The following is a 21,891-nucleotide window of genomic DNA, read 5'->3' as shown; positions in this document are numbered from 1 at the left end:
GTCCGGCCCGTTCAAGGGTGGAGCTCAGTTGCTGGGAGCTCGAGGGTGCCGTGGGGTGTGACCAGGTAGCTGCGGCCGTGGGGCCGTGCCACTGGTAGGTGCTGTCGGGTCGGCGTCGGTAGCGCCATCGTCGGCTGGTCTTGGCGCGGTGATGTCGCCGGCACAAGGGGGGAGGTTGCCCGGATGGTTTGGCCGGGTGGTCCGCCCTCGTCGATGGGGATGTAGGGGTCGATGTGGTCGAGGTCGGCGGTTCGGGCGTCGTGGTGGCACCAGGGGAACACGCAGTGGCCGTCGCGGAGGATGACCAGCTCGCGCATCCACGCGGGTGGTTCGTGCCGTCGACGCGTCGGTGCGGCCGAGGTCGAGGACCGGCTGACGGTGACCTGGGAGTGGCCGACCCACTCCTTGATGGGTGATGGTGGCGGCGCCGAGCCTCGACCGTGCCCGCGGCCAGGTCGCTGGCCGGAGCAGCCGTGGGTGGCGAGGTCGGCCAGGTTCAGGTGGAGGTAGAACCGGGTCTTCGGCGTCCGCGGGGCGGCGGGCCTCACCTCGCTGTCGGGCGACAGTGAGGTGAGGTCGAGCTGGGCCTGCTGGGCGGCGATGACGCCCAGGGCCTTGGCCTTGCGGACCTCCAGGTCGTCGGTGTCGCCGAGTGCCTTCAAGGCGGCGGCCTGGTCGCAGACGAGGTCGTGGAAGGCGGTGAGGTCGAGGGTGTCGCCGGTGATGTCGAGCCAGGAGGTGCCGGCGTACTCGCTCGGGGGGGGTGGCGCAGCGTGACGTGCCAGGACTGCCCCCTGCTTCTCCCGCTCCTCGAGCAGCTCGGGGTGACTTCGCGATCGCGTGGGCGACGGCGGTCTCGATCGCCTTCCAGCTGCACGAGGCAGCCTGGCGGCGAGCTGTTCGTCGACGTAGGCGGCGGCCTCGCGGGAGAGGCGGTGGGTGGCCTGGGCGACGTGCCGGGCCTTGTACGGCTCCACGCGAGCGATTCGACGAGCGCCAGATGCGGGGCAGCTGTGTGCAGGTCCAGGGCGTCGGCGATCAGCTTCATCCCGTCTCAGTGGCCACCCCGAGGGTGGCGGCGAGGGTTCGGGGGCGAACGCGGAGACCGCCGGGGTGCCGTCCGCCGAGGGACTCGTCCTCGTCCAGCAGTGAGGCGCCGCCCCACGTCGCGATCCCGGTGTCGGCGGTGGCGGGGTGGACCACGCACCACTGCGCGGCGATGCGCAGCTTGCCGCGTTCGGCGGCTCGGGCGTCCAGCTTGCGCTGCTCGAGCACCTCGAGCAGGCCGGCGGCGTCGAGGTCGGCGACCTCGACGGGCTCTCCGCTGCATCGGTTTCGAACATGTGTCCATGATCGCATCGACCACCGACAGTCAGGCGCCGGAATCGTCCCGGTCCGGGGGTTCTGGGATGAGCGAAGGTAAAGCTTTCGGGGCTGGCGCTCGTGGTCGCCGCCCTGCTTTCAGTGCGAGGGTCTCCACACGCTCCTTTCGACACGCTCGCTGGCGCTCGCTACTCAGGGCAGGCGCCGGCGCTCGCTCCTCGACCACCGGACCGCCGCTATGTCGGGTCGGCGCGGCTTAGACTCGCGGGCGTGGCCCGATTCGTCGACATTCATCCGGACAACCCGCAGCAGCGGCTTCTCGAGCAGGTGGCGGAGGCGTTGCGGGAAGGAGCGTTGATCGCCTACCCGACGGACTCGGGCTACGCGCTGGGGTGCCAGCTCGGCAACCGGGAGGGGCGGGATCGGATCCTGCGGATCCGCGGTCTCGATGAGAAGCACCACTTCACGCTGATGTGCCGGGACTTCGCGCAGCTGGGGCAGTTCGTGCACGTGGAGAACGCGGCGTTCCGGGCGATCAAGGCGGCGACGCCGGGGCCGTACACGTTCATCCTGCCGGCCACGGGTGAGGTGCCGCGTCGGCTGATGCACCCCAAGAAGAAGACGGTGGGGGTGCGGATCCCCGACCACGTGCTCGTCCACGAGCTGCTCGGGGTGCTCGGCGAGCCGCTGCTCACCAGCACCCTGATCCTGCCGGGCGAGGACGAGCCGCGGACCCTCGGCTGGGAGATCAAGGAGGAGCTCGACCACCAGGTCGACCTCGTGATCGAGGCGGGGGAGACCCCGGCGCAGCCGACGACGGTCGTGGACTGGTCGGAGGGCTACCCCGAGGTCGTACGACGCGGTTCGGGTGACCCGGACCGGTTCGCCGCGTAGCCCCCAGCCTCGGGACGCGCAGCCTCGGGGCGGCGGCCCACGCGCTGCCGCGTGGCCAGGCAGCCCAGGCAGAGCATGTAGCCCACGACCAGCGCGACGCTGTGGTGGGACAGGCCGGAGACGACCGCCTGGATCACTCCGTCACGTGGGTCGGCGATGGCCTCGGGGCGGGTGAAGCCGAGCAGCGTGAAGACGCCGAGCATGACCAGCGGCGGCAGCACGCCGACGGTGAAGAAGTCGGTGGGTCGCACGGCCAGGGCGACGGCGACGCACATGGTGACGAAGCAGAGGTCGAAGAAGAGGCTGACCCGGCCCACGACGGCCACGTCGATGACGACGGCCGTGAGCGCGAGCGCGGCGCCGAGGGCCACGACCTGACGTCCCGGCTCCCGGCCCTCTTCCCACAGCGTGCGCGTGTGGCTCACAGGGCCACCGTATTGTCGCCGGCCTCCTCCTCGGGCGCGGCGCGCCGGTCGGCGCGGCCGTCGATCCGGGCCACGTCGGAGCTCCGCGGCGGCCCGCCGAGCGCGCCGAGCGAGCGCGTCGTCGACTCCACCTGGCGCGGTGCGGGCAGCTCGTCGTCGGTGACCGAGAGGTCCTGGAAGCGGCGCGCGGACACCAGCACCCGCGACTCCAGCGAGCCGACCGCCGAGTTGAAGTGGCCGACCGCGGCGTTGAGCGAGCGGCCCACCTGGTCGAGGTGTCCGCTCAGGCTGCCGAGACGGCCGTGCAGCTCGCGCCCGAGCTTGTGGATCTCGCGCGCCTGGTCGGCCAGCGCCTCGTGGCTCCAGCCGTGCGCGACCGTGCGGAGCAGGGCGATCAGCGTGGTGGGGGTGGCCAGCACGATCTGGCGCGTGGCGGCGTACTCGATCAGCTGCGGGTCGGTCTCGAGCGCGGCCGCGAGGAAGGACTCCGCGGGCACGAACAGCACCACGAACTCCGGAGTCTCGGCGAGCGAGCGCCAGTAGGCCTTCGAGGAGAGCTGGTCGACGTGCTGGCGCAGCTGGCGGGCGTGGCGCACGAGGTGCGCCTGGCGCTCCTCGTCGTCCTCCACCGAGGTCGCGTCGAGGTAGGCGTCGAGCGGCACCTTCGCGTCGACCACCACGTGGCGGCTCCCGACCAGGTGGACGACCAGGTCGGGGCGCAGCGCCCCGTCGGCGAGACGGACCTGCTCGCTGAAGTCGCACCGGTCGACGAGCCCGGCCAGCTCGACCGCCCGGCGCAGGTGGAGCTCGCCCCACCGCCCGCGCACCTGCGGCTTGCGCAGCGCGGTCGCAAGCGAGTGGGTCTCCCGACGCAGGTCGGAGACGTGCTGGTGGAACTGGCCCTGCCAGGCGGCCCGCTGCCGGTCCAGGTCCTGCATCTGGTCGCTGAGCCTGTCCAGCCCCTGCATCACCTCGGCCTGGTCGACCATGCCCTGGCCGACCGCCTGGGTGTGCGCGGGGCGGGAGCGGGCCCAGAGCAGCCCGAGCAGGCAGCCGAGGGCGACCCCGACCAGCAGGGTGGTGAACCACGAGATCATCTCCATGGCCCCAGCATGGCCGAGACCGCCGACAGCGCCCGGCAGCACCGGCCGCCGACGATGCGGTGAGCCCAAGCGTGGTGCGGCAGAATGCAGCCTCGATGAGGAACAAGCTCCGCCACACGTCGGCGCTGGCGTTCGGCTCCGCGGTGAGCGGCCTGCTGGCTTACGTGTTCTTCGCGCTGGTCACGCGCGCCCTCGGCTCCACGGCCGCCGCCCCCGTCGCGGTGCTGTGGACCTACTGGTCCTTCGCCGGGGCGGCGCTCACCTTCCCGCTCCAGCACTGGATCGCCCGGTCGGTGTCGGCCCACGGCGGCGAGCGGTCGGTGCGGGAGGCGCTGCCGGGCGTGGCCCGCCTCAGCCTGGTGCTCGCGCTCCTCACCACCGCGATCAGCTGGGTGGCCCGTGACCAGCTCTTCCACCAGGGCCAGACGTGGTTCCCCCTGCTCGTCGGGGCGGTGACGCTCGGCGCGGCCGTCATCGGCATGGTCCGCGGCGTGCTCACCGGCCGCCGGCGGTTCGCCGCGGTCGGGGCCGGCCTGGTCGCCGAGAACGGCGTCCGCTGCCTCAGCGCGCTGGCACTCTGGCTCGCGGGCGTCGACAACCCCGTGGCGTACGGGCTCTGCCTGCTCGCGGGGTACGCCGCCGCGGCGGTGTGGCCGTCGACGTTCCGACTCGCCCGCACCGGGACCGGCGGCGACGGCGAGTCGCCGCTGGCCTTCCTCGGCGGGACCGGGGGCGCCCAGGTCATCGGGCAGGCGGTCCTCACCGGCGGCCCGGTCGTCCTGGTGCTGGCCGGCGGCACCGCGACCGAGGTGACCGCGCTGTTCGCGGGACTGGCGCTGTTCCGGGCGCCCTACACGCTGGCGCTGGGCCTGGTCGCCCAGCTGACCGGCTGGCTGACCCGGCTGGTGGTGGCCGAGCGCGACGAGGAGCTGCGCAGGGTGCGCCGCGGCATCGTGGTCCTCACGGTCGTGGGCTCGGCGGGTGCCGCAGTCGTGGGCGCGCTGGCAGGTCCCTGGCTGCTCAAGCTGGTCTTCGGCAGCGACGTCACGCTCCCGGCCTCGCTGACCCTGCTGCTGGCGGTGGCGAGCACGGTGGCCATGGCAAACCTGGTCGTGACGCTGCTGGTGATCGCCCACGGCCGCGCGCTGGCGCTGGCCCGCTGGTGGGCCGTGGCCCTGGTCCCGGGCGTCGTGTTCTTCGTGCTCGCGCAGGTGCCGGTGCTGGACCGCACCTGCTGGGCGTTCCTCCTGGTGGAGGTGGCGGCCTTCGGCCTGCTGCTGCGCGAGGGCTCGCGCCCGGTGGCGCGCACGGCGACCGCGCCCGCCACCAGCTGAGCTCCCGTCAGCCGGGGCCCGTCAGCGAGCGGGCTTCTCGGCCGCGAGGAAGACCGACGACCCGAACGGCAGGTCGACCTTGCGCAGCAGCCGCGCCTCGGTCGCGGAGAGGCCGGTGAGCACCCGATCCATGGCCGGCGAGACCTGGGGGAGGCCCTGGGGCTCTGCGGAGCGGCCACGCAGCCGGCGCGCGACGCGCTCGGCGGCGAACATCGGGAACACCCCGGCGAAGCCGTAGGTGGAGCGCAGCACCGTCAGGCCGGCACCCTCGACCGCACGCACGATGCGGCGCTGCGTGTAGCGGCGGTGGTGGCCGGCCCGGACGTCGTGGTCGGACCATGCCCACTGGTACGCCGGCACCGAGGCGAGCAGCCGGCCGCCGGGCCGCAGCACCCTCGCCAGCTCGGAGACCGCCTGGGCCTCGGGGTCGCAGTGCTCGATCACGTCGAAGGCACCCACGACGTCGAAGGTCTCGTCGCCGAACGGGAGCGCCAGTGCCGAGGCGCAGACGCCGCTGCCGGGGACGAGCCCCCGCGGGTCGAGGTCGATCGCGAAGCGCTCGTGGGCACCCTGCATCCAGGACACGCTCGGGCCGTCGGCGCTGCCCACGTCGAGCAGCCGGCGAGGGGAGTCCAGGAAGTCGCCCAGGGCGGCCTGCAGCAGGTGCGTGCGGGCGCGGTACCACCAGTAGTCGGGCTGCTGGATCGAGGATGACCCCGACTGGACGACCTCGGACATGCGATCAGACCCCCGTCATGGACCGCACCAACGTCTCCACCACACGGTCGGTGTCGTCGGCGGTCAGGTTGTTGTTGGAACGGCAGCCGCATCAGGCGGCTGCTGATGTCGGTGGTGACCGGGCACTCGGTCGGGCGCGCGGAGAACTGGCGGCCGCCGACCGAGTCGTGGAAGCGGCACGTAGTGGAAGGTCGTGTTGATGCCCTCCTCCTTGAAGCTCCTTCATCACCCGGTGCGGGTCTCGTGGTCGGGCATGAGCACGTGGAAGAGGTGGTAGGCCGGCTCGCAGTGCTCCGGGACGACGGCAGCCGCAGGCCGAGCGCCTCCGCGTGGGGCGCCAGCCCCTCGGCGTACCGCTCGAAGACGCCGCGGCGCTTGGCCTGGATGACGTCGCGCTGCTCGAGCTGGCCGAGGAGGTAAGCCGCGAGCGCGTCGGACATGCCGAACGACGAGCCGGTGTCGCGCCAGGAGTACTTGTCCACGAAGCCCTGGAAGAACGCCTTGCGGTCGGTGCCCTTGTCGTAGAGCACCCACGCGCGCTGGACGTCGTCGGGGTCGTTGAGCACCAGGGCGCCGCCCTCGCCGCAGACGAAGTTCTTGGTGTCGTGGAAGCTCTGCGTGGCGAAGCGGCCGATGCTGCCGAGCGGCCGGCCGCGCCACCGGCCGAACAGGCCGTGGGCGTTGTCCTCGACGATCGCGACGTCGGGACGGTCCTTGAGGACCTCGCGGATCCCGTCGAGGTCGCAGGCGATGCCGGCGTAGTGAACGACCACGACGGCCCGCACCGAGTCGTCGAGCAGCTCGGCGAGGTGGCGCGGGTCGGGGCCGAGGGTCTCGGGCTCGATGTCGCAGAAGAGCACCCGGGCGCCCTCGCGGACGTAGGCGAGCGCGGAGCTGACGAAGGTGAAGGACGGCACGATCACCGTGTCGCCGGGCTGCAGGTTGAGCAGGAGGGCGCTCATCTCGAGCGCCGCGGTGCAGGACGTGGTGAGCAGGGTGTCGGCGGCGCCGGTCTCGGCGCGCAGCAGCTCGTTGACCCGGGCCGAGAACGGACCCGAGGACGACGTGTGGCCGCTCTCCAGGGCCGCGCGGATGTGCTCGAGCTCGGCACCTTCCACGCTCGCCTTGTTGAAGAGGATCTCGGGCTTGTCCGTCACTGCTGGGTTCCTTCGGTCGTTCCGGTGTGGCGCGACCACGGGAGCGTCCGGCCGAGCAGGTCGGAGAGCTCCTGGTCGCTCTTGTGGTAGTACTCGCGGAGCCGGTCGAGCAGGTCCGCGTCCAGCTCCGGCCGGGGCTGCCGGCTCTCGTTGACCGGGACACCCGCCGCAGGCGGCCGGAACCCCGGGTCGACTCCGAGGGTGCCATACAGCTCGCCGACCCGTGCCGGGTCGCCCCGCATCTCGTCGAGGAAGACCACCGTCACGTCGTCGCCGAACCGGTCCAGCCACGGGCGCAGGTAGTCGATGTAGCGGCCCCGCTCGAGATAGGCGTACGGCGAGACCGAGGTCCGCTCCGGGTCCCAGGGGAGCGGGCCCTCGAGGTTGGCCTCGAGCACCTCCGCGAGCGGCCGGGTCTCGAGGCCGCCGTCGGTGCTGAACGCCCAGTGCGACATCGCCCGCTCCACGGGGTCCCGGAGCTGGGCCAGGATCAGGGGGTCCCCGAGCATCGCGGCTGCGCGGTCGGCCGCCTCGGCGTACTCGAGGTAGCTGGTGCTCTTCTCGCCCAGGACGAGCTCGTCGCCGGCGTGGGCGAAGTAGGTCCGCTCGTACCACTCCAGCCCGCGGGCGGAGAGCTCCGCGGACAGGAAGACCTTGGGCTCGGGTCGCGCGGGGCGGGCCATCGCGATCTGGGGTGGGCCGCCAGCAGGTCGTGAAGGTAGGTGGTGCCACAGCGCTGGGCCCCGACGACCAGCAGGTGGCGCGTCACTCCGGCACCCTCGCGGTGACGTGGTAGCTGTCGGTGGCGCTGACGGCGTTGAGCGTGCGGACGACGTACTCACCGAGCATCGAGAGCAGGGCGATGGTGAAGCCGTTGAAGACCGAGAGCAGCACGACCGTGGTCGTCCAGCCCTGCACGTGGGTCCTCCCGAACAGCCCCGCGAAGAGGTAGAACGCGCCGAGCAGCAGGCTGAGGAACGAGATCGCGAAGCCGATCAGGGCGGCGAAGCGCAGCGGGAACGACGAGTAGCTGAACAGGATCGTCATCACCAGGCGGAGGATCCGCAGCATGTTGTAGTTGCTCTTGCCCACCGTGCGGGATTCGTGGCGCACGGTCACGTTGCTGCGCTTGTGGGAGTAGAGCAGCGCCTGGCCGGTGATGTAGGGGTGCGCGGTGCGCGAGGCGCAGATCCGGTCCACCACGTCGCGGCGCAGGATCCGGTAGTTGGAGACCGTCAGGTCGGTGGGCTGCCCGAAGATCCGGCGGTTGATCATGCCGATCATCGAGCTGCCGATCCGGCGGTAGCCGGCCGCCTTCTTCTGCTCGAAGCGGCCGAAGACGAGGTCCTTGCCGGTCATCGCCTCGTCGATCAGGAGCAGCGCCTGGTCGGGCGGGTTCTGCAGGTCGTCGTCCATGGTGATCACGTAGTCACCCGTGGCCTCGCGCATGCCGGCGAGGTTGGCGTGGTGCTGGCCGTAGTTCTTCAGCATGTCCAGGGCCACGACGTGCGGGACGGTGCGCGCCTTCTCGGAGATGACGTCCCAGCTGCCGTCGCTGGAGCCGTCGTTGACCAGGATGATCTCGTGGTCCAGCCCGTGCTCGGTGAAGACCTCCGAGACCCGGTCGACGGTCGTGCCGACGATGCCCTCGCTGTTGTAGACCGGGATGACGATGGAGTAGCGGAAGGCGTGCCGGTCCAGCGGCCCTTCACCCGTGGGCGAGGTCATGGGCGCATCCTCCCACGTGTCAGGACCGGTCATGGAGCACGTCCCTGGCCTGCGTGAGGGTCTCGGGCCCGAGGTCGCGGTTGAGGTACCACGCCCACTTGCCCGAGTTGCCCACGCGTGCGTAGTTGCCGAGGGCGGGGTCCAGCCAGTCCGGCGGACCGTCGTCGCCGACCGTGATGACGGTCGGTGCCTTCTGCTCGATCCATTGCGCGTAGCCGGCGGCACCGCCGGGCCAGGTGGCCTCGAGGTAGTCGATCAGCCCGTTGCCGAACAGCTGGTAGCGGGTCAGGTTGCGCTTGTGGGCGAGCACCAGCGGCTGCGGCGCCTCGACGGTCACCATCGTGGCGTCGGTGGGCAACAGCGCCATCACGTGGCGCACGTCGGCACGCTGGGCCAGCAGCGAGTCGTCGCGGTTGAGCACGGAGAAGCGCACCGACAGTCCGGTGGCCACCACGACCCAGACCAGGGTGGCGACGAGCACGACGCGGACGTTGGTGCGCGCCCGGAGCAGGGCGGCCAGGCCGCCGATGCCGATGACCGCCTCGGGCAGCACGAAGAACGCGTCGGGGAACCCGTTGAACGCCTTGGCTGACCAGATCAGCCCGACGACCGTCACGACCCCGAAGCCGATCTGCGCCGCGCCTTCCGTCGTACGACGCGTCGGACCGCGCAGGGCGGCGATCGCGAGCCCGAGCTGGACGACGAGGCCGCCGATGAAGACGTACAGCGACCAGCCGTAGGCGTCGGTCATGTAGCCCCAGATCGTCCCGGGGTGGTCGAGGAAGGAGGTCTGTCGCGTGTACTCGGCGTTGATGATGAGGAAGTCGTCGAAGAACAGCTTCAGCTGTCCGGCCGCGGCGTAGACCCCGATGGTGATCGCGGTGGGGATGATGCCGCCGATCGCGATGAGGACGAGCGCCTTGAGCTTCCCGGTGCGCTCGGCGAGCAGGGCCGCGACCGCAGCGCCGGCGGCGGCCGCGAAGAACACCGGCTGCCAGGTCAGGGTGGCCAGGGCGATGAAGAAGCCGGTCACGCCCCAGCGGCGGTGGATCATCGCCAGCGCGGCGAGCAGCACGAAGAGCACCAGCGCGGTCTTCTCGCGCGGTCCGCCGGTGCTGTAGGTGATGAAGCCCTCGATGCACAGCAGCGTGGTAGCCGAGACGATGCCGGCCAGGCGGGAGCGGTAGAGGTCACGCCCGATCAGGTAGGCCACGCCGACGCAGAGCATCGAGATGAACATGTTGAGCAGGCGTGCGGAGAAGAGGTCGTCCATCCCGGCCTGGCGGCCGAGCCAGATCCCGATGCCGGGGATCAGGTGGGCCAGCGGCCCGGCGCGGTTGAGGATCGCCTCGTAGGGCAGCTCGCCGTCGGCGACGCCCTGGCCGCCGTACGTGTAGACGCCCAGGTCGCGCGTCAGCGCGGAGTTGAAGCCGTGCGGCAGGTAGACGCCCAGCGGCACCAGGCAGCTGAGGAAGAACCAGACGTCCCACCAGTGCTTGCGGCGTTCGGTCTCCTCCGGGGCGGGCGCCGGAGCCGCGTCCGCCGTGACGGTGCCGCTCATCGGACGTCCACCAGGACCGGCGCGTGGTCGGAGGCGCCGGTGCCGGCGCGCTCCTCACGGTCGATGAAGGCGTGGGTGACCCGCTCGGCGAGGGAGGTCGATCCGAGCACGAAGTCGATGCGCAGCCCGCGGTTCCGCTCGAAGCGCTGCCGGTAGTAGTCCCAGTAGGTGTAGACGTCCGGTCCCGGTGTGTGCGGCCGCACCACGTCGACGTACCCGTCGTCGAGGAAGGCCTGGAACGCCGCGCGCTCGGGCGGCGTCACGTGGGTGGACTTGGCGAACTGAGTCATGTCGAAGACGTCCTCGTCACGGGGGGCGATGTTCCAGTCACCGACCAGGGCGGTGTCCTCGCCCAGCCAGCCCTGCGCGTTCTCACGCAGCCGGGCGAGCCAGTCGAGCTTGTACACGTAGTGGGGGTCGTCGACCTTGCGGCCGTTGGGCACGTAGAGCGACCAGATCCGGACGCCGCCGCACACGGCGGCGCCGATGGCCCGTGCCTCCGGCGCCACGGGGTCGCCGAAGCCGGGCATGCCCTCGAACCCGACCTGCACCTCCTCGAGGCCGACCCTGCTCAGGATCGCGACGCCGTTCCACTGGCTGGTGCCGGCGGCGGCGACCTCGTAGCCCATCGACTCGACGCCCATCAGCGGGAGCTGGTCCTCACGGGCCTTGGTCTCCTGCAGGGCGAGGACGTCGATGTCGTGGCGCTTGAGCAGGGCCTCCACCCGGTCGATGCGGGAACGGAGCGAGTTGACGTTCCACGTAGCGATGCGCACGGAGGCAACTTAACTGCCGGAACTGAGAAGTTCCGAAACGGCCGAGACCAGCCGGTTGACGTCTTCGTCACACGTGTACGGCGCGATCCCGGCGCGCACGGCCCCCGCGTCGCCCAGCCCGGCGTGACGGGAGGCCTCGATGGCGTAGAAGTGGCTGGCGGGGGCGTTGACGCCGCGAGTGGCGAGGTGTTCGTAGACCTCGCGGCCGGTGTGCCCGTCGACGTCGAACAGCACGGTCGGGGTGCGCCGGGCGGGAGAGCCGTGCAGCCGGACGCCCTCGAGGGCGCCGAGCTCCTCGAGCAGCCGCTGCAGGAGCCGGTCCTCGTGCTCCTCGACCGCGGTCATCGACTCGGTCACCCGGGTGCGACGGTCGGGGTCGGAGGAGGCCAGGTCGGCGATGAAGTCGACCGCCGCGGTCACCCCGGCGAGCATCTCGTAGGGCAGCGTGCCGAGCTCGAAGCGCTCGGGCACCGCGTCGGAGGAGGGCAGCAGCTTGTCGGGGCGCAGCGTCTCGAGCAGCGCGGGCGACGCGGCCAGGGCGCCGAGGTGCGGGCCGAAGAACTTGTACGGCGAGCAGGCGAGCAGGTCGGCGCCGAGCTCCGCCATGTCGACGGGGGAGTGCGCGGCGAGGTGGACCGCGTCGACGTAGACCAGCGCGCCCGCGTCGTGGGCGGCCCGGGCGATCGCCGGGACGTCGGGGCGGGTGCCGAAGAGGTTGGAGGCGGCGGTCACCGCGACCATCCGCGTGCGGTCGGAGAGCACGGTCCCGACGTCGCCGAGCTCGGCAGTCGCGGGGTCGAAGTCGAGCCAGCGCACGGTCGCGCCGGCGCGCTCGGCGGCGATCACCCAGGGGCGGATGTTGGCGTCGTGGTCGAGCGCGTGACCACCACCTCGTCGCGCGGGGCCCCAGGCCTGCGCGAACGTGCGGGCCACGTCGAAGGTGATCTGCGTCATCGAGCGCCCGAACACGATCCCGCCGGGGTCGGCGCCGAGCAGGTCGGCCATCGCGGCCCGGGCGCCGAGCGTGACCGCCTCGGCCCGTCGCTCGCCTCGGTGACCGTGCCCCGGTTGGCGAGGCCGGCGGTCAGCGTGGCCGCCACGGCGTCGGCGACCCGGCGTGGCGTCTGGGAGCCGCCGGGGCCGTCGAAGTGGGCCACGCCGTGGTCGAGGGCGGGGAACTGGGCGCGGATGCGTGCGATGTCCACGCGTCGACCCTAGTCAGGAGTCGGCCCGGCGCGCCGAGGTGCTCGCCCGCCGGCTGACGGCCGGCAGCCCTTTGGGGGCGCGGAGGATGCTGGAGGGAATGGAATCCGTGCGCGAGACCCTGTTGGCCAAGCGTGCCGAGCTGCTCGGCGAGCTCGGGACGCTCGAGGAGCCTCCCGGCGAGCGGGGCGAGATCGCGTTCGGCAAGCGGGTGGGGGAGGGGACGGCGATGGCGGTCGACCGCCTCTCGCAGGTCGCGGTGCACGACAAGCTCCAGGTGGTGATGGCCGACGTCGAGCGGGCGCTGGCCAAGCTCGACGAGGGCAGCTACGGCACCTGCGACGTGTGCGGCGAGCCGGTCGCCGAGGGGCGCCTCGAGGCGCGGCCGTGGGCGACGCTCTGCGTGGAGGACGCCGCTCGGCGCTGACTCACCGGAGCTGAGCCGCTCCCGCCCGTGAGGCGGCCGGCTGGTGATTGGGGGAGGGCCGCGGCAGCGCCGTAGACTCGCCGCCCGTGGCACTCACCATCGGCATCGTCGGACTCCCCAACGCGGGCAAGTCGACCCTCTTCAACGCCCTGACCAAGAACGACGTCCTCGCGGCGAACTACCCGTTCGCCACCATCGAGCCGAACGTCGGGGTCGTGGGCGTGCCGGACGAGCGGCTGGCGAAGCTCGCGGAGGTCTTCGGCTCGGCGAAGGTGCTGCCGGCGACCGTGGAGTTCGTCGACATCGCCGGAATCGTGCGGGGCGCGTCGGAGGGCGAGGGCCTGGGCAACAAGTTCCTCTCCCACATCCGCGAGTCCGCCGCGATCTGCCAGGTGACCCGGGTGTTCCGCGACGAGGACGTCACCCACGTCGACGGCGAGGTCAACCCCGGCAACGACATCTCCACCATCCAGACCGAGCTGATCCTGGCCGACCTGCAGACGGTCGAGAAGGCGATCCCGCGCCTGGAGAAGGAGGCGAAGGGCAAGAAGGAGCTCGCCCCCGTCGCCGCCGCGGCCAAGGAGGCGCTGGGCCACCTCGAGGCCGGCACGCCGATCATCGCCACCTCGGTGGACCGCTCGCTGATCCGCGAGCTGTCGCTGCTGACCGCCAAGCCGTTCATCTACGTCTTCAACTGCGACGCCGACGAGCTGGCCGACGAGTCCCTCAAGGAGAAGATGCGCGACCTGGTCGCGCCCTCCGAGGCGATCTTCCTCGACGCGAAGTTCGAGGCCGAGCTGGTCGAGCTCGACGACGACGAGGAGGCGCGCGAGATGCCGCCGAGATGGGCGTCGACGAGCCCGGCCTCGAGGTGCTGGCCCGGGTCGGCTTCGACACCCTCGGCCTGCAGACCTACCTCACGGCCGGCCCCAAGGAGACCCGCGCCTGGACGATCCCTCAGGGCGCCACCGCCCCCGAGGCCGCCGCGTCATCCCACACCGACTTCCAGCGCGGATTCATCAAGGCCGAGATCGTCTCCTTCGACGAGCTGATGTCCGCCGGCTCCATGCAGAAGGCCAAGGAGGCCGGCAAGGTCCGCATGGAGGGCAAGGACTACGTCATGCAGGACGGCGACGTGGTGGAGTTCCGCTTCAACGTGTAGGTCGGGTTCACTGCTCGGGATCGGTTGCGTCGCGGCCCAGCAGCGACTGGAGTCGTACGCCGGCCGCGAACCGTGACCTGACGCCGAGCACGTCGAGCACTGCGGCGACGTCGGAGCGGACGGTGCGGACACTGACGCCGAGCGAGCCGGCGATGGCCTCGTCCCCGGCGCCCGTCGCCATCAGTGCGACGACCTGCCGTTGACGCGGGGTGAGCCCGCCGAGCGTGTCATCGTCCTGCGAGATCGGGGACGACACGCTCATCGTCGCCTCCCAGTAGCGCCAGGCGGCGTCGAGGCAGCGGTCCGAGCTGACGGTCATCACGCTCGGCACGCCGTCGACGAGAGGGCCCTGCAGCAGCACGAAGCGACGGTTCACGATCTTCATCTGGACCGGGGCGACGCTGACCAGGTAGGTCCCGACCGGCTCGTTGGCCAGGAGTGTGCGAGCGTCCGGTTCGAGCCCCAGGGCGTCGAAGACGCTGACCATCCGGAGACCGCGCTTCAGCGCCTCCCGGTTGTTGGGAGGCTGGCGCCCATCTGCGCGGCGGTCGTCGCGGGGCGCACCGAGAGCAGCTCGCGCCAGCCGAATGCCTCGTCCCGCATCCGTGGGTTGATGTCGTGGCCGCACGCGAAGACCCGGACGTCGGGGTCGTCGCCGCGCAATGCCAGGGGGCCGCCTCGCTGCGCCGGACCTGGAGGACCGCGGCGGCGTCGAGGACGACCTGCCGGGTCATCTCGGGTATGCGGTTGCGCGGCCAGGACGCGCCGTCCGCCGAACCTCCGACGCCGTCCCCCATCACTGCACCTTCCCCCTCGTCAGGCCTGACCGGACAAGTTTCCTTCGGTCCGGGCCCGGCTGCCAACCCGCGAGGGGGGGCGCGGCCCGGAAGCGGGCCGCAGACGGTTGGGCCGGCCGACTCCCCCGATGGCCGGCCGACTCCACCGGCGCACATGAGACACCACGGCCGGTATCCACGTCATCCGGTTTGCAGAATCCTGCAAGCGGGCCGGGCTTCAGCGTCAGCCGCTCCGGTCCGACCACAGCTGCAGCCGGATGCCCGCGGCGAACCGGGTCTTCACACCGAGCAGGTCGAGCAGGGCCGCGATGTCGGACCGCACGGTGCGCACGCTCACGCCGAGCGAGACCGCGATGGCCGCGTCGCCGGTGCCGGTCGCCAGCAGCGCGACGATCTGGCGCTGTCGCGGGCTGAGGTCGCCGAGGGCACCCACCCCCTCGCTGCCGGCGGCGAAGGAGGAGTCGAGCGTGGCCTGCCAGTAGCGCCACGCGGCCTCGAGGCAGGCAGCCGAGGTGGTGGTCATGACGGTCGACTCGCCGTCGACGACAGGGCCCTGCAGCAGCACGAAGCGACGGTCCACGATCTTCATCTGCACGGGTGCGATGCCGTACAGGTAGGTCCCGACCGGCTCGTTGGCCAGGAGCACGCGGGCGTCCACCTCGAGTCCCTGGCGGTGGAAGATGCTGACCATCCGGAGGCCGGCGTTCACCAGGACCCGGTTGTGGGGGAGCGTGACGCGCAGCTCGGCGGCCGTTCCGCCGGGCCGCACGGACAGCAGCTCGCGCCAGCCGGTCGACGCCTCGCGGATCCAGTCGTTGATGCCCTGGTGCCCTCGCGCGACGATCACGACGTCGGGGCTCCCCGCGCGCCACCTGCGCGGCAGCCTCGCTGCGGCGTACCTGGAGCACGGCGGCGGCGTCGAGGACGGCCTGCCGGGCCGCCTCCGGGATGCGGCTGAGGGGTCCGGGACCAACACCGACCTCCGAGTCGTCGGCCCTGCGCTCCACCGTGACACCGCCTTGCCTCTGCGTGACTTCAAACGGGACAAGTCTCCGCCGAGGCCGTGTCGGGCTGCCAGCCGGGTGGCCCGAAGACGTAGCCGAGCTTGTCACGCAGCCGCGGCGTGCGGCGTACGTCGCGCACGATCGCGGCGTACTCGTGGGTCTGCAGCCGGACGATCCGGTGGGTGCCCACCCGCGTGGTGAGGCCGTACGTCGGTCGGTGCAGCTCCGGCTGGAACGAGCCGAAGAGCCGGTCCCACACGATCAGGATGCCGCCGTAGTTGCGGTCGAGGTACTCCGGGTCGCTCGCCAGCGCCACCGGGTCGTGCAGGGCCGCCGGGATCGCCTGCCACAGGTCGGCGAGGGGCTGCATGCGGTGACCCTACTGGGCCTCCGTCACGGCTGCTGGGGTGCTCCGTGGCAGCTCGCCGAGCCGCTGTCCGTGTACGCCGGGCCCTGCACGGTCCGGTAGGACCAGGCGTACCCGTGCTGGCCCAGGGTGAGCTGCATCGCGCCGTACCCCTGGTCCTGCCCGGCCTCGACGTTCGGCATCCCGGCCGCCAGGGGGTCCAGGCCCTCGCCGCCGGTGCCGACGATCAGCTCGCGGATCCCGTAGTCGGGGTCGACCCGACCGTCCGGCGTCTGCGGGGCGAAGCGCGCGTACAGGTGCTCGTGCCCGTTGAGGACGAGGTCCGCCCCGGCGGCGTAGAGCATCCGCCACCAGGTCCGTGACATCGCGCCCTCCGCCGACGGGTTGTTCATGGCGGTGAACACCGGCTGGTGCCAGTACGCCAGGGTGCAGGGGGCGTGGTCGGCGGCGAGGTCGGAGGCCAGCCAGGCCGTCTGCCTGCCCACCCACGCTCCGGCCTGGTCGCACCCGCCGGCCTGGCCCGCGCACTCGGCGTTGAGCGCGATGACGTGCCAGCGACCGAGGTCGTAGGAGTACCAGCCGTCGCGGGTGTGCGCCGCCTGGCCGTCGGCCAGCGGTGCGGGGTTGCCCGCGGCATCCAGCACCGGGGCGCCCGCGGAGTCGGTCTGGTGCCCGTTGTAGTAGGCGAAGTAGCCGTCCCCGTCCTGCGCCCTCTCGCCGTCCTTGTAGGCGTAGTACTCGTGGTTCCCGGGGATCGGCCGGTGCAGGAACTTGAAGGCGCCGTAGGTCTGGTCGAAGCCGCGCGTGAAGTCGTTGAGCCGCCCGACCTGGTACTGCTCGTCGCCGAGCAGCGCCACCAGGTCCGGCTTCATCGCCTCGACCTGTGCCGCTGTGGCCACCTCCGCCGACTGGTAGTCCGGCTTGCCGCCGCACAGGTACTTGGCGTCGGGCTGGGGGGTGACGTCGCCGTCGGGCTCGCACGCGATGTCACCCACGGCCGCGAGGACGACGGAGTGCGTGCTGCCGTCGCTCTCGGCCGGATAGGGCCAGGAGTCCGGACCGGTTGCCGGGCCGGAGCCGGCGCCGAAGACCGTTCCCCCGACCGCTGCGACCAGCAGTCCGGCCAGGCCGACTGCCGACATGGTGCGCGTGCGTGACCTGACCATGGTGTGGACCCCCGTCCCGAGAACATCCCCTGTCGACGATCGACGCTAGGTCCGGGCGCCGGGGGTGTGAATAGTCCGCTGTGACCATTGCTGACCGGTGCTTTCGGGTGGTCCGGTGCCGAGCCGCGCCCATCCTCTCCCCAGTAGAGTCCGCACGTATCCACTGCACGCGGGGAGGTGCGTCCATGGCTGTCGGGAACGACGGGCTCGTCGAGGAGTCGCAGCTGCGCGCGCTGGGCGGGGAGATCATGCGCCTGGGCCGCCGGCGCGCGACGTCGTACCCGGGCTCCGTGCTCGAGGACTCGGCGTTCCGGATCCTGCTGCTGCTCGTCGAGGAGGGTCCGAGGTCGATGGGAGACCTGGCCGCCGAGCTGCAGCTGGAGCGGTCCACGATCAGCCGCCAGGTGAGTGCAGCGATCGGGCACGGCCTCGTGGAGCGGTACGCCGAGCCCGGCCGGGCCCCCCGGCTGCTCCGTCCCACCGACGCCGGCCGGGAGGCGTACCTGCACGACGGTCGTCTGCGTGCGGCGGTGCTGAGCGAGGCCATCGTGGAGCTGGGTCCGGAGCGGGCGGGGCGGCTGATGGCCGACCTCCGCGACTTCAACGAGGCGCTCGACCGGGCCCACGCCCGGGCGTCCGGCACCGACACCGCCCCGCCACCGCAGGAGCGGTAGCGGGGCGGACTCGTCCGGCGCGGGGGCTCAGTCCGCGGCGCCGACCACGGCCGGTGCGGGGTCGAGGGTCTTCGAGTCGCCACGACGCGGGATCGTCGAGGCGATCGCGACGCCGACGAACGCCGCGACGGCGCCGGCCACGAAGCACAGCTGGAAGGCGCCCTTGGTCGGGATCTCGAAGCCGCCGAGCGACATCGTCCGGCTGGTCAGCAGGGTGCCCATGATCGCGGCGGCCAGCGTGGTGCCGAGCGAGCGCATCAGGGCGTTGAGGCCGACCGCGGAGGCCGCCTCGCGCGCCGGCGCGTTGTCGAGGATCAGGGTCGGCATCGCGGCGTACCCGATGCCGACGCCGGCCGAGCTCACGCACGAGGCGACCAGCAGCTGCCACGGGGCGTCCATGAGGAAGAAGGCCACCAGGTAGCCGGTCCCGAGCACGGTGGCCCCGATCATCAGGGTCAGCTTGGCGCCGAGGTTGCCGATCAGGCGGCTCGAGACGGGCGCGAAGAGCATCATCATCAGGCCCGCGGGGGCCATCCAGAGCCCGGCGGCGAGGATGGACTGCCCGAGCCCGTAGCCGGTGGCCTCGGGCAGCTGGAGCAGCTGGGGCACGACGATCGACTGCGCCATCATGCCGAAGCCGATCGCCACGGCGGCGATGTTGGTCATCAGCACCGGTCGCTGCGCCGTGGTGCGCAGGTCGACCAGCGGGTCGGCCTGGCGCAGCTCGTAGGCGCCCCACAGCAGCAGGACGACGACACCCGCGGCGATGGCGCCGAGGGTGCGGACGTCACCCCAGCCCCAGACGGTGGCCTTCGAGATCCCGACCAGCAGGGAGACCAGGCCGATGGCGAGGCCGAGGACGCCCACCAGGTCCAGCCGGCCCGGCTGTGCGTCGCGGACGTGCGGGACCGCGAACCACGTGGCCACCAGGATCACCGCGGCCAGCGCGGTCGCGACCCAGAAGAGCGCGTGCCAGTTCCCGGCCTGGACGATCCACGCTGACAGCGGCAGGCCGATCGCCCCACCCACGCCCAGGGTGGCGCTCATCGCGGCCGTGGCGGTGGCGGCCAGGTCGGGCGGCGTGATCTCGCGGATCAGCGAGATGCCCACCGGGATGAACCCCATGGCCAGGCCCTGCAGTGCGCGGCCCACCAGCATCGGCGCGAGCGTGCTCGACAGCGCGCAGACCATGGAGCCGACCAGCAGGATCGCGGCGCTGGCCACCAGCACCCGCTGCTTGCCGACCAGGTCGGCGACCCGGCCGGCCACCGGCATCGTCACGGCGGCGGCGAGCAGGGTGATGGTGACGACCCAGGCGGCGTTGGACGCCGAGGTGCTCAGCAGCTGGGGCAGCTCGCTCTGGATCGGGATGACGAGGGTCTGCGTCAGGGCGGCGCTGAGGCCGCCGAGGCAGAGGACGACGACGGCCAGGACCGGGCTGGCCGCCGTCGTGCGGGGGGGGTGGGCATGGTGGCTCCTGAGGGAGAGGCAATGTGTGTAAGTTACACATGCTTGCCTCAGGCAACCAAATCATGCCCGGGTCCGTCAGCCCTCCGTCGCGTTGGTCGCCTCGCACAGGACCGCGATGTCGAAACCCTCGGCGCCGATGCACCGGTCGGTGTTGGGGTTCGGGTCGGGCGTGGCGCCGCCGCTGTCCTCGCCGCCCGGCAGGTCGCCGTCGAGGAAGTCGTCGCCGGGGCCGCCGTTGATCAGGTCGTCGTTCTGACCGCCGGCGAGCTGGTCGTCCCCGGGGCCACCGATGATCGTGTCGTTGCTCAGGCCGCCGATGATCATGTCGTCACCGAGGCCGCCCTGGCCCGTGTCGCTTCCCTGGGCGAGGGCCAGGAAGTCGTCCCCGCTGCCACCGTTGACCGAGTCGTTGCCGGGTCCGGGGAGCACCGAGTCGTTGCCGGCCCCGGCGTCGATCTGGTCCGCGCCGCCCACCGCGTCGGGCTTGTTGAAGAAGGTGGCGTCGTCGCCGAGGATGACGTCGTCGCCACCGAGCCCGCGGATCGTGTCGTTGCCGAGCTTGCCGCAGATGAAGTCCGGTCCGTCGGTGCCGACGAGTGTCTCCGAGGCATCCGTGCCGATGATGATGTTGAACCCCGTGAGGTCCATCTGCGGATCGCACTCGGGCGGCACGGTGGCCGCCTGTGCGACCTGGGTTGCGGGGAACGACATCGCGGCGGCGAGTGGTATGACCGCGATCAGTGTGGCGAGACGCATGGGTCCTCCTCCAGTTGGTCCGGGCTTCCTGAGCCCGCGACCGATGGCGCAGGCCCCTCGGACGCTATGCGGGTCGGCCCCGCAGGCAATCGCTCATTTGGGGCATGTGGGCCGGGTGGGGCAAGCGAGCGTTGACGCACGACCAGTCCGAGACCGAGCATCAGGCATGGAGAGCACGATCTACGAGGCCGTGGGCGGGTACGACGCCCTGCTCCGGCTGGCGCACGCCTGGCACGACCGGTGCCTGGCGGACCCGGTCGCGAGCCACCCCTTCGGCCACCCGGGCCAGCACCCCGACCACCTGGCCCGGCTCGCGGCGTACTGGGCCGAGGCGCTGGGTGGGCCGACGGGTTACACCGACGCGATGGGCGACCACAGCCACGTGATGCGCCTCCACGCGGGTGAGGGGGAGCACCAGGAGCTCGACGACCGCGCGATCGACTGCTTCGCCGCGGCCCTGAACGACGCCGACCTGCCCGACGACGAGCGGCTCCGCGGCACCCTGCTCGACTACTTCCGGTGGGGGACGGCGCTGATGGCGGCCTACCCCGAGACCCCCGACGACGTGCCGTCCGGGCTGCCGCTGCCGCACTGGTCCTGGGACGGTCCGGTCACGTGAGCCAGTGGTCAGGGCCCCGTCGTGAACACACCCCACCCGCTCCCGCGGGGGCGGGTACGGATGGGGCGTGGCTCCAGGCCGTCCCCGGCGCGGTCAGTGGCTCGACGGTCCCACGGATCGCGAGGCGTGCCCATAGCGAGTGATGCCCATGCAGACGGCACGGGCGAGTGCCATCCGGGCCATTGACGAGGTGCCGGTCGGGTCCACCCGATCGGGTGGACCGCCGGTCAGGAGGCGATGTCGGTGTCGGGTGCGCCGCCGTTGCGGGCGGCCTCGCGGGCGCGGTTCTCGGCACGCCGGTCGACGAACTTCGTGGCCTGCGCGTCCAGGCCCTCCAGGAAGGTCGCCAGCTTCTCGCGCGCCTGCTCACCGACGTGGCCGAGACCTTCCCGCTCGAAGACGTTCCAGTGCCGCAGCACCGGCATGATCACGTCGTCGTGGTGCAGGCGCAGGTCGTAGATGCCGGCCTTGGCGATCATCATCGAGCTGCGCCGGAAGCCGGCCATCGTGGCGCCAGGCATCTCGAAGCCGATGACCTCGTCGGCGATCGCCCGCATGGTCTCGTCGGGCGCGATGTCCAGCGCCGCGTCGACGATGTTGCGGTAGAAGACCATGTGGAGGTTCTCGTCCTTGGAGATCCGGGCGAGCATCTTGTCGGCGACCGGGTCGCCGGTCACCTTGCCGGTGTTGCGGTGCGAGACCCGGGTGGCCAGCTCCTGGAACGACACGTAGGCCACCGCCTCCAGCGCGGTCTTGTCGCCGGAGTCGTAGCCGGAGGTCATGTAGTCCATCCGGGCCCGCTCGAGCTCGACGGGGTCGACGCCGCGCGTGACGACGAGGTAGTCACGCATCGCGATGCCGTGCCGGTTCTCCTCCGCCGTCCAGCGCCCGACCCAGGTGCCCCACGCGCCGTCGCGGCCGAAGCGGGTCGCGATCTCGCGGTGGTAGGAGGGCAGGTTGTCCTCGGTGAGCAGGTTGGTGAACATCGCGGCCTTGGCCGTCTCGGAGAGCCGGGACTGCTCGGGCGACCAGTCCTCGCCGCCGAGGAACGCGAAGTCCCGGCCCTCGCTCCACGGGATGTAGTCGTGGGGGTGCCACTCCTGGGCCATCGACAGGTGGCGGTCGAGGTTCTCGGCCACGACCGGCTCCAGCTCTTCCAGCAGGTTGTGCGGCGTGTTCGGCATGAGGGCTCCCTTGGTCCGACCTC

The 21,891-nt window shown here is 71.8% G+C and carries 24 protein-coding genes and 3 pseudogenes; 6 read left to right on the top strand and 21 right to left on the bottom strand.

Going from position 1 to position 21,891, the window contains the following annotated elements; translation table 11 throughout:
• Positions 1–11 precede the first annotated feature (11 nt).
• On the bottom strand, positions 12–977 hold the full coding sequence (locus tag H0S67_RS18165) for an HNH endonuclease signature motif containing protein (protein ID WP_180934180.1): 966 nt from the start codon (positions 975–977) through the stop codon (positions 12–14).
• A 67-nt stretch (positions 978–1,044) separates the two neighbouring features.
• Positions 1,045–1,359 (bottom strand): hypothetical protein, encoded by a 315-nt coding sequence (locus H0S67_RS18160; protein ID WP_180934179.1) that lies wholly within the window; start codon positions 1,357–1,359, stop codon positions 1,045–1,047.
• A 234-nt stretch (positions 1,360–1,593) separates the two neighbouring features.
• On the opposite strand from H0S67_RS18160, the gene H0S67_RS18155 reads away from it, so the two are divergent.
• Positions 1,594–2,217, top strand: a complete 624-nt coding sequence (locus H0S67_RS18155) for an L-threonylcarbamoyladenylate synthase (RefSeq protein ID WP_180934178.1) — start codon at positions 1,594–1,596, stop codon at positions 2,215–2,217.
• Here H0S67_RS18155 and H0S67_RS18150 read toward each other — a convergent pair.
• On the bottom strand, positions 2,163–2,642 hold the full coding sequence (locus H0S67_RS18150; RefSeq protein WP_180934177.1) for a DUF6542 domain-containing protein: 480 nt from the start codon (positions 2,640–2,642) through the stop codon (positions 2,163–2,165). The two genes, H0S67_RS18155 and H0S67_RS18150, sit on opposite strands and share 55 nt — an antisense overlap.
• Complete coding sequence (locus H0S67_RS18145) at positions 2,639–3,745, bottom strand: DNA recombination protein RmuC (protein ID WP_180934176.1); 1,107 nt, start codon at positions 3,743–3,745, stop codon at positions 2,639–2,641. Before H0S67_RS18145 ends, H0S67_RS18150 begins: the two co-directional genes overlap by 4 nt.
• Before the next feature lie 95 nt (positions 3,746–3,840).
• Here H0S67_RS18145 and H0S67_RS18140 point away from each other — a divergent pair, with 95 nt between their 5' ends.
• Positions 3,841–5,079: a lipopolysaccharide biosynthesis protein gene (locus H0S67_RS18140; protein WP_180934175.1), complete on the top strand. Its 1,239-nt coding sequence runs from the start codon at positions 3,841–3,843 to the stop codon at positions 5,077–5,079.
• Between the two features lie 21 nt (positions 5,080–5,100).
• Here H0S67_RS18140 and H0S67_RS18135 read toward each other — a convergent pair whose 3' ends face one another.
• The 9 genes and pseudogenes from H0S67_RS18135 to H0S67_RS25830 all read right to left on the bottom strand — a co-directional run bounded on the left by H0S67_RS18135 (position 5,101) and on the right by H0S67_RS25830 (position 12,244).
• On the bottom strand, positions 5,101–5,817 hold the full coding sequence (locus tag H0S67_RS18135) for a class I SAM-dependent methyltransferase (RefSeq protein ID WP_180934174.1): 717 nt from the start codon (positions 5,815–5,817) through the stop codon (positions 5,101–5,103).
• 131 nt (positions 5,818–5,948) lie between these two features.
• A pseudogene (locus H0S67_RS25835) lies at positions 5,949–6,935 on the bottom strand (aminotransferase class I/II-fold pyridoxal phosphate-dependent enzyme); the annotation flags it as partial.
• Positions 6,936–6,970: 35 nt separating this feature from the next.
• Positions 6,971–7,657 carry a hypothetical protein gene (locus tag H0S67_RS18130; protein ID WP_246354858.1) on the bottom strand — a complete coding sequence of 229 codons (687 nt, stop codon included), beginning with the start codon at positions 7,655–7,657 and terminating at the stop codon, positions 6,971–6,973.
• A 23-nt stretch (positions 7,658–7,680) separates the two neighbouring features.
• Positions 7,681–7,743 (bottom strand): annotated as a pseudogene (locus tag H0S67_RS28415) (hypothetical protein); the annotation flags it as partial.
• Positions 7,740–8,702: a glycosyltransferase family 2 protein gene (locus H0S67_RS18120; RefSeq protein WP_180934171.1), complete on the bottom strand. Its 963-nt coding sequence runs from the start codon at positions 8,700–8,702 to the stop codon at positions 7,740–7,742. The gene H0S67_RS18120 and the pseudogene H0S67_RS28415, both read right to left, overlap by 4 nt.
• A gap of 19 nt (positions 8,703–8,721) precedes the next feature.
• Positions 8,722–10,263 (bottom strand): glycosyltransferase family 39 protein, encoded by a 1,542-nt coding sequence (locus tag H0S67_RS18115; protein WP_180934170.1) that lies wholly within the window; start codon positions 10,261–10,263, stop codon positions 8,722–8,724.
• Positions 10,260–11,039, bottom strand: a complete 780-nt coding sequence (locus H0S67_RS18110) for an exodeoxyribonuclease III (RefSeq protein WP_180934169.1) — start codon at positions 11,037–11,039, stop codon at positions 10,260–10,262. The genes H0S67_RS18115 and H0S67_RS18110 overlap by 4 nt, the downstream gene beginning before the upstream one ends.
• A 9-nt stretch (positions 11,040–11,048) precedes the next feature.
• On the bottom strand, positions 11,049–12,044 hold the full coding sequence (locus tag H0S67_RS18105) for a cysteine desulfurase-like protein (protein ID WP_246354857.1): 996 nt from the start codon (positions 12,042–12,044) through the stop codon (positions 11,049–11,051).
• On the bottom strand, positions 11,990–12,244 hold the full coding sequence (locus tag H0S67_RS25830) for a hypothetical protein (RefSeq protein ID WP_246354856.1): 255 nt from the start codon (positions 12,242–12,244) through the stop codon (positions 11,990–11,992). Before H0S67_RS25830 ends, H0S67_RS18105 begins: the two co-directional genes overlap by 55 nt.
• Before the next feature lie 98 nt (positions 12,245–12,342).
• Here H0S67_RS25830 and H0S67_RS23850 point away from each other — a divergent pair, with 98 nt between their 5' ends.
• Together H0S67_RS23850 and ychF are read left to right on the top strand one after the other, a co-directional pair.
• Positions 12,343–12,669 carry a TraR/DksA family transcriptional regulator gene (locus tag H0S67_RS23850; protein ID WP_219635331.1) on the top strand — a complete coding sequence of 109 codons (327 nt, stop codon included), beginning with the start codon at positions 12,343–12,345 and terminating at the stop codon, positions 12,667–12,669.
• A gap of 86 nt (positions 12,670–12,755) precedes the next feature.
• Positions 12,756–13,831, top strand: a pseudogene (gene ychF / locus H0S67_RS18095) (redox-regulated ATPase YchF).
• A 7-nt stretch (positions 13,832–13,838) separates the two neighbouring features.
• Here ychF and H0S67_RS18090 read toward each other — a convergent pair.
• The 5 genes from H0S67_RS18090 to H0S67_RS18070 form a co-directional block, all read right to left on the bottom strand.
• Positions 13,839–14,318 carry a helix-turn-helix domain-containing protein gene (locus H0S67_RS18090; RefSeq protein WP_180934168.1) on the bottom strand — a complete coding sequence of 160 codons (480 nt, stop codon included), beginning with the start codon at positions 14,316–14,318 and terminating at the stop codon, positions 13,839–13,841.
• Between the two features lie 14 nt (positions 14,319–14,332).
• Positions 14,333–14,494 carry a hypothetical protein gene (locus H0S67_RS18085; protein ID WP_180934167.1) on the bottom strand — a complete coding sequence of 54 codons (162 nt, stop codon included), beginning with the start codon at positions 14,492–14,494 and terminating at the stop codon, positions 14,333–14,335.
• 357 nt (positions 14,495–14,851) lie between these two features.
• The gene (locus H0S67_RS18080; protein WP_180934166.1) at positions 14,852–15,475 is read right to left on the bottom strand and encodes a helix-turn-helix transcriptional regulator; all 624 of its coding nucleotides are present in this window, start codon (positions 15,473–15,475) and stop codon (positions 14,852–14,854) included.
• Between the two features lie 188 nt (positions 15,476–15,663).
• Positions 15,664–16,002, bottom strand: a complete 339-nt coding sequence (locus H0S67_RS18075) for a sterol desaturase family protein (protein ID WP_219635330.1) — start codon at positions 16,000–16,002, stop codon at positions 15,664–15,666.
• Between the two features lie 23 nt (positions 16,003–16,025).
• Complete coding sequence (locus tag H0S67_RS18070) at positions 16,026–17,165, bottom strand: metallophosphoesterase family protein (protein ID WP_180934165.1); 1,140 nt, start codon at positions 17,163–17,165, stop codon at positions 16,026–16,028.
• 185 nt (positions 17,166–17,350) lie between these two features.
• On the opposite strand from H0S67_RS18070, the gene H0S67_RS18065 reads away from it, so the two are divergent.
• Entirely contained in the window at positions 17,351–17,839 is a 489-nt protein-coding gene (locus tag H0S67_RS18065; RefSeq protein WP_180934164.1) for a MarR family winged helix-turn-helix transcriptional regulator, read from the top strand.
• 27 nt (positions 17,840–17,866) lie between these two features.
• On the opposite strand, the gene H0S67_RS18060 is transcribed toward H0S67_RS18065, so the two are convergent.
• Both H0S67_RS18060 and H0S67_RS18055 read right to left on the bottom strand, forming a co-directional pair.
• Positions 17,867–19,270, bottom strand: coding sequence for an MFS transporter (locus H0S67_RS18060; RefSeq protein ID WP_246355408.1), 1,404 nt, complete (start codon positions 19,268–19,270; stop codon positions 17,867–17,869).
• A 114-nt stretch (positions 19,271–19,384) separates the two neighbouring features.
• Positions 19,385–20,065 carry a calcium-binding protein gene (locus H0S67_RS18055; protein ID WP_180934163.1) on the bottom strand — a complete coding sequence of 227 codons (681 nt, stop codon included), beginning with the start codon at positions 20,063–20,065 and terminating at the stop codon, positions 19,385–19,387.
• A gap of 166 nt (positions 20,066–20,231) precedes the next feature.
• Here H0S67_RS18055 and H0S67_RS18050 point away from each other — a divergent pair, with 166 nt between their 5' ends.
• Positions 20,232–20,684: a group II truncated hemoglobin gene (locus tag H0S67_RS18050; RefSeq protein WP_180934162.1), complete on the top strand. Its 453-nt coding sequence runs from the start codon at positions 20,232–20,234 to the stop codon at positions 20,682–20,684.
• Between the two features lie 227 nt (positions 20,685–20,911).
• On the opposite strand, the gene H0S67_RS18045 is transcribed toward H0S67_RS18050, so the two are convergent.
• Positions 20,912–21,868: an acyl-ACP desaturase gene (locus H0S67_RS18045; protein WP_180934161.1), complete on the bottom strand. Its 957-nt coding sequence runs from the start codon at positions 21,866–21,868 to the stop codon at positions 20,912–20,914.
• Positions 21,869–21,891 lie beyond the last annotated feature (23 nt).

Origin of the sequence: Nocardioides ungokensis (genome assembly GCF_013466985.1) — a bacterium.
Lineage (GTDB): Bacteria > Actinomycetota > Actinomycetes > Propionibacteriales > Nocardioidaceae > Nocardioides > Nocardioides ungokensis.
The sequence above is the reverse complement of the archived record's forward strand: the minus strand, read 5'-3'. Positions and strand labels throughout refer to the sequence as shown.